At 62.2% G+C, this 6,472-nt stretch carries 7 protein-coding genes and 1 pseudogene; 2 read left to right on the forward strand and 6 right to left on the reverse strand.

Going from position 1 to position 6,472, the window contains the following annotated elements:
- Positions 1-503: pseudogene (locus tag WCA85_RS24575) on the forward strand (SDR family NAD(P)-dependent oxidoreductase); the annotation flags it as partial.
- Between the two features lie 11 nt (positions 504-514).
- Here WCA85_RS24575 and WCA85_RS24580 read toward each other — a convergent pair.
- The 6 genes from WCA85_RS24580 to WCA85_RS24605 all read right to left on the reverse strand — a co-directional run bounded on the left by WCA85_RS24580 (position 515) and on the right by WCA85_RS24605 (position 6,004).
- Positions 515-703, reverse strand: a complete 189-nt coding sequence (locus tag WCA85_RS24580; protein WP_424067458.1) for a hypothetical protein — start codon at positions 701-703, stop codon at positions 515-517.
- Between the two features lie 188 nt (positions 704-891).
- Positions 892-1,596, reverse strand: a complete 705-nt coding sequence (locus WCA85_RS24585; RefSeq protein ID WP_424067459.1) for a pseudouridine synthase — start codon at positions 1,594-1,596, stop codon at positions 892-894.
- A 203-nt stretch (positions 1,597-1,799) separates the two neighbouring features.
- Positions 1,800-2,621 (reverse strand): quaternary amine ABC transporter ATP-binding protein, encoded by an 822-nt coding sequence (locus tag WCA85_RS24590; RefSeq protein ID WP_424067460.1) that lies wholly within the window; start codon positions 2,619-2,621, stop codon positions 1,800-1,802.
- A 48-nt stretch (positions 2,622-2,669) separates the two neighbouring features.
- Positions 2,670-3,674: an ABC transporter permease gene (locus WCA85_RS24595; protein ID WP_424067461.1), complete on the reverse strand. Its 1,005-nt coding sequence runs from the start codon at positions 3,672-3,674 to the stop codon at positions 2,670-2,672.
- A gap of 94 nt (positions 3,675-3,768) precedes the next feature.
- Complete coding sequence (locus WCA85_RS24600; protein ID WP_424067462.1) at positions 3,769-4,809, reverse strand: ABC transporter substrate-binding protein; 1,041 nt, start codon at positions 4,807-4,809, stop codon at positions 3,769-3,771.
- Between the two features lie 46 nt (positions 4,810-4,855).
- Entirely contained in the window at positions 4,856-6,004 is a 1,149-nt protein-coding gene (locus WCA85_RS24605; RefSeq protein ID WP_424067463.1) for a mandelate racemase/muconate lactonizing enzyme family protein, read from the reverse strand.
- Between the two features lie 202 nt (positions 6,005-6,206).
- Between WCA85_RS24605 and WCA85_RS24610 the strand changes: the two genes are divergently transcribed.
- Positions 6,207-6,472, forward strand: a 266-nt coding sequence (locus WCA85_RS24610) for a GntR family transcriptional regulator (protein WP_424067464.1), incomplete at its 3' end; no start/stop codon positions are given.

Raw genomic sequence — 6,472 nt, forward strand, 5'->3', positions numbered from 1 at the left:
TCTCGGCGGAGCAGCAACTGCGGCGGGCGACCGCGAGCGGTACGCTTGCCGCGAGCATCGCGCGCATTCCTGGCATCTATGCGGGTAGTCGCCTGCCGCTCGCGCGGCTCGCGAAACACACGCCGGCGTTGAGCGACGCTGACGATGTCTACACTAATCACATCCATGCGGACGATCTCGCCACCATTCTGGTGCGCATGATGAGACTTGGCAGGCCGGGGCGGATTGTCCACGCGTCCGACGATACGGTGCTCAAGATGGGCGAGTATTTCGACGCGGTGGCCGACGCCTATGGTCTCGAGCGCGCGCCGCGTATCACGCGGGCGCAGGCTGAGGCGCAGATTGACCCGATGCTGTTGTCGTTCATGCGCGAGTCGCGACGGCTCATCAACGAGCGGATGAAACGCGAACTGCGGGTGCAGTTGCGCTATCCGACTGTCGGCGACTTTCTGCTCAGTGCTACGAGGGCGACGGGCGCGACGGGCGCGGCTCACGCGCCCTAGTTCAGTCTGGCTCACGTGAGCGCAGGCAACGCCTCGAGCAGCAGGAAGCAGAGGAACGCGCCGATCAAGGCGCCGATCAGGCTGGGGTGGTACTTGCGCCGCAGGTGCATGGCGAGCATCAGACCGCCAATCAGCGCAACGCTGATACAGATAAACGCAATCAACGCACCCGAGATCTCGAACGTCCGGTTGACGATCATGGCGCCCCTCCCTGAAAGCTTTGTAGTCTTTGTTTAAGCGAGTATAGAGCGCGTTGTCAGGAAGAGCATGCTGCGTCGCAGCGCAAATCGTGGGATTTCAACCAGATACGTGCGGCTGCGCACGCGGTTGTTTCGATTGCGCGGGGCTTGCGGCGTTCGGCCCGTTTTCTGGGGGACGTGTTACCGGTTTACCCTTTCCGTAAAACTCCGAGGTCCGCTTCATCGAGCCATTGCCATCCACCTTCGGCGAGCGTCGGCGGCAACGCGAGGCCGCCTATGCGCTCTCGATGCAGCGCCTCCACGCGGTTGCCGGCCGCCGCGACCATGCGCTTGACTTGATGGTATTTGCCTTCGAGGACGGTGAGTTCGAGCGTGTGTTCGTCGCGCGCATTTGCGCTAACGGCGGCGATGGGTTTAGGTTCGCCGTGCAACAGGACGCCGTGACGCAAGGCGTCGAGTTGAAGGTCGTCGAGGGGATGGCGTGTGGTGGCGAGATAGACCTTCGGCACCTTGCGTTTAGGCGACGTGAACGCGTGAACGAACTTGCCCTCATCCGAGAGCAGCAGCAGTCCCGTCGTATCCTGGTCAAGGCGGCCCACGCATTGCACGCCGCGCGCCGCGAACTGCGGTGGCAACAGGCTGAAGACGCTAAGATGATGTTGCGGCTCGCGCGAGCATTCGTAGCCAGCGGGCTTGTTGAGCAGCAGATACGCATGCTCGCGATAGGGCCACACGATGCCGTCGACGGTGAAGGTCAGTGCCTCGGTCGGGACATCGGCGTCCGGATCGACGCAGACTGTGCCTTCGATTGTCACGCGGCCGTCTGCGATCCGCGCGCGGCATTGGCGTCGTGAACCGAAACCCTGGGTGAAGAGAACGCTTTCGAGATTCATGGGGGGGCGAAGATACGGCGGGAACAACGAGGCGAAAATGCACGCGACGCACCGGAGTGCGTCGCATCGCCTGCATTCTACCCGGCATGCCGCGTATGGCGGCGCGGCATACCCACCGGCGTATGCCCCTGCGTGCCGCCCACCCCCCGTTGCCGAGGCGCTTGCCGCTAGCGTCTACGAGGTACGCTCACTTGCAAACCGCCTTACTGCACGGCTGCGCGCCGCTCCACAAAACGCCGCACGTAATCGTCCGCTGGACGGGTCAGGATTTCGTTTGGCGTCCCTTCCTGCACCAGCGTACCGTCGCGCAGGATCGCGATGCGGTTGCCGATACGCAGCGCTTCGTCGAGATCGTGCGTGATAAACACAATCGTTTTGTTCAGCGTTGACTGCAGTTGCAGCAACTGGTCCTGCATTTCCGTGCGAATCAATGGATCGAGCGCAGAGAACGCCTCGTCCATCAGAAGCACATCGGTATCCGCAGCGAGTGCGCGCGCCAGGCCGACACGCTGGCGCATGCCACCCGAGAGTTCGTCCGGATAGTGCTCGCCATAACCGTTGAGCCCCACCTTGCCGAGCCACGTGCGCGCCTTTTCATACGCCTCGGCCTTGCCTTCGCCGCGGGTGCGCAGTGCGTAGGCGGTGTTATCGAGCACGGTCTGATGCGGCAGCAGGCCGAAGTTCTGAAACACCATGCTGATCTTGTAGCGGCGCAGCTCGCGCAAGCCTTGCGGATTGAGCTTGATGACGTCGGAGCCGTCGATGACGATCTCGCCGGCGGTGGGTTCTATCAGTCGGTTGAAGTGCCGAACCAACGTCGACTTGCCCGAACCGGACAGTCCCATGATCACAAAGATCTCGCCTGAACCGATGTTCAGGCTGACGTCGTTCAGGCCCACGTTGCAGCCGGTCTGCGCGAGTACCTCGGCTTTGCCCTTGCCGCTGCGCAGCAGGTCGAGCACGCGGGCGTGACTGGTTTCCGGGCCAAACAGCTTGTACACGTGCTTGACTTCTATCGCTGCCATTTTTGTCTCCTGAGCTTTTCGCGCGATGCCGATGCGCGGTGCCGACGTTTACTTCGCTGCGCGGGTTTCGAGGCTACTGCGGCTCGCATGAGCGTCGCCGTTCGCATCTGCTGCGTCCGTTTCCGTTTCACTCACTGCGCTTGCCGCCGTGCGCGAATAGGGGATGCGCGAGGCAGCCTTCGCCTTCTTGCGTATCGCCAGCAGACGCCGCGTGCGACGGTCTTGCCCATAACCCTGGCTGATACGGTCGATGACGATCGCAAGAATCACAATCGCAATACCGGCCTGCATGCCTTTGCCGACATCGAGCGTCTGGATGCCGGCCAGCACATCCTCGCCGAGACCGCGCGCGCCGATCATCGAGGCGATCACGACCATCGACAGCGCCATCATCGTTGTCTGGTTGATACCGGCCATGATGCTGGGACGCGCGAGCGGCAGCTGCACGTTCACGAGCAGTTGCCAGCGTGTCGTGCCAAAAGCGCGGGCTGCTTCAACGACGTCGCCGTCCACGTGACGGATGCCGAGATCGGTCAAGCGGATCAGCGGCGGCAGGGCATAAATGATAGTGGCGAGAATCGCCGGCACCTTGCCGAGGCCGAACAGCATCAGCACCGGGATCAGGTACACGAAGCTCGGCAACGTCTGCATGATGTCGAGCACCGGCAGCAGCACATGACGCAGCAATGGGCTGCGCGAGGTGAAGATGCCGAGCGGCACACCCAATACGACCGACAGGACAGTTGCCACCAGCATCAGCGCGAGCGTCTCCATCAGCTTGTCCCACAGACCGAAGCAGCCGATCGCGTAAAGCAGCAGCACGAAGAACCCGGCAATGCCGAGACGTCGCGTCGCGTTCCACGTAATCGCGCCAACTACGAGCAGGATCAGCCATGCCGGTGTGGCGCGCAGCGCGCCTTCGAGCGGCACCAGCAGATAGTGCAGCAGCAGAATGCTGAAGTTATGGAAGCTGTCGCCGTAGCGCGTGACGAACGACTGAACCACGTCGTTGACCCAGTCCGCAATCGACAGGTGCAAGAAAATCGAATTCATGATGAAACCTCCGATGCGCGAGAGCGGACGGCGCACGGCGCCTGCTGGCGCCACGCCGTCCATTCAGCACAAACCATCGTAATGCTGTTGCCTGTCAGGCGCCCGTGAGCGAGGCCTGAACCTTCTGCGCGACGTCGGCAGGGACCCACTGCTTCCACATTTCGGGGTGGTCGTGCAGGAACTGTTTAGCCATTGTCGGACCATCGATCTTCTTGCTGGTCATCTCGAGGATGGTCTTGTTCAGGAAGTCCATTGAGAAGCTGACCTTGCCGTAGGTTGCCATCAGCTCCGGTTCGGCCTGATAGAAAGGCGTCGACACGCCGACCTTAAGATGCGACACCAGATACGACGAAGCGCATTGCGATGTGCTGTTGTCGGCACGCAGCGTTTCCCAGCATTTCTGGTCGAACGGCGGCATCTTCAGTTGGACGAACTTGTATTTGGCCATCAGCGCTGCCGGTTCCCAGTAGTAGAACAGGATCGGCTTGCCGCGCTGATAAGCGGACGAAATCGCTGCGTCGAGTGCAGCGCCGGTGCCAGGGCGGAAGTTGGTGTAGCTGTCGTCCAGCTTCAGCACTTTCAGCAGACGCGAGTTCACGCGTTCGCAGTCCCAGCCGGCCGGGCAGTTGAGAAAGCGGCCTTTGCCCGGTTCTTCGTCATCCACAAAGAGGTCTTTGTACTTCGGCAGATCCGCGACCGACGTGAGGTTCGGCGCAATCGGCTTGATCCCGCGCGACGGGTCGCCCTTGATGACGTATTCCGGCACGTACCAGCCTTCGTTGGTGCCGCCCGGCAGCGTGTCGCCGATCAGCTTCACCTTGCCGTCCGCGACGCCCTTGGCGATGATCTCCGAACGGCCCGTCCATTGTTCGCCCCAGACTTGCAGATCGTTGCGCGAGAGGGCAGTTTCGGTGGCGGCGGTGCTGCCCGGCACGGTGTCGGTCGTGCAGCCGTAGCCCTTCTCCGTGATGTAGCGCAGGACTTCGCTCGTGAACGAACCGCTTTCCCACGTGACGCCGGCAAAGTGCACAGGCTTGCCGCTCGAGCACCAGGTGCCGGCGTGCGCGGCAGCGGGCCATATGGCGCTTGTTGCAAGCGCCAGGCAGGCCGCGCGCATCCAGGGTTTAATCTGCATTTTTCTGTCTCCTTTATCGGTTTTGGTGTGTGCGTCGTAAGACGCGTCAAGCGTAGGTACTGCGAGAACTTTGCGTTGCGGCGAGAACGGCTTCGTCAATGGCGAGCCCGAGGCCCGGTTCGTCGGACAGCGTGAGCCAGCCTTCACTGTCGACATCAATGGGCTGCTTCAGCATGAAGTCGCGCCGCTCGATCGACCATTCAGGCGGGTCGTACGGAAATTCGATGAAGGGGGCTGAGGCCGCACCGGCTGTCAGGTGCAGATTGGCCATCAGGCCGATGCCATTGCCCCACGTGTGCGGCGTGAACACCTTGCCGCGCGCTTCGACTACCTGCGCGAGCTTGCGCAAGCCTTCCATGCCGAGCGAACAGGCCACGTCAGGTTGAAACACGTCGAGGCAATCGTGGGCGAGCAGTTGGTCGAACTCGTAGCGCTCGCGGGTCATCTCGCCACCTGCAATACGCAGCGTGGTGGCGCGGCGCAGCGCGGCGTAGCCTTCGTAGTCGCCGCGATGCAGCGGCTCTTCCATCCAGTACACGCCCTGTTTTTCGAGCTCACGGGCGACTTCGAGCGCTTCGCTGACGGTCCACGGCGTGGCGGTATCCCACGGCATGCGCCAGCCTTGATTGCAATCCACCATCAGTTCGAGCCGGTTGCCCACGGCGTCGCGCACAGCGGCGAGCGCGGTCAGGTCGTCGGCGATGCGGGTGCGTCCAAAGCGGATTTTCAGCGCGGGAAAGCCGCGCGCGGCGACGTGCAGCGCCATCTTTGCCATTTCGTCAGGATGCCGGTGCACCCCGCTCGACGCGTACGCGCGAATCTTCTGGCTACGGCCGCCCATCATTTTCCAGCAGGGTTCGCCGCGAATCTTGCCGGCCAGATCCCAGAGGGCGATATCCAGCGGCCAAGGCCGGCCGGCGTGAAAGCCGATGTTGTCGAGCACTGCGCTGTGACGTGCCAGATCGAGGGGATCGGTGCCGACGAACAGGTGCTGGTAGTCCGCGAAGCCGTACATGGCGTCGCCCGAGCCAATCCCGACATTACCCGCATCGTCGTAAACCCGAACGATAGTGGCGGGGAATTTGCGGCGCGGCTGGCTATCCCACGAGGCCGGAAACGGCGGGTCCAGCTCCAGCTGGTGGTGCGTGACTTCAATCCGGGTGATGCGAGCGGAAAACGGTACTTCACGACTCATCAGGCGCTCCCTTTATGGATGCCGCAGTGCCGCATCAAGGGGCACAATTGAATTGAGAATGACGCCATGCTATGAAGACGGCACGGCCAACTCAATCGCTTCAATTAAAGTAAATGACTGCGTGCAATTTTCAGACATCGACTGCGTATGATGTCAATCATAGGCATGGCACCCATGCCAATGAGATGGAGACCGTCGCACCATGGCGATGAACGCGTGGCTGCCCAGGATCGAGGCGGGCAGCGATCCTAAATATCAGGTGATTGCTCGCGCTTTCGCGCAAGCAATTCTCAACGGCCAATTGCCGGCAGGCGAAAAGCTGCCGCCGCACCGCTCGCTTGCCAGCGAATTGAAGGTCACCACCGGCACGATCAGCCGTGCTTATGCCGAACTGGAGCGCCAGGGCCTCGCGAATGCGCGGGTCGGCGACGGCACCTACGTCGCGCAGGCCCGCGCACGGGACGCGAC

It is taken from the genome of Paraburkholderia sp. (assembly GCF_049581445.1).
Classification (GTDB): Bacteria; Pseudomonadota; Gammaproteobacteria; order Burkholderiales; family Burkholderiaceae; genus Paraburkholderia.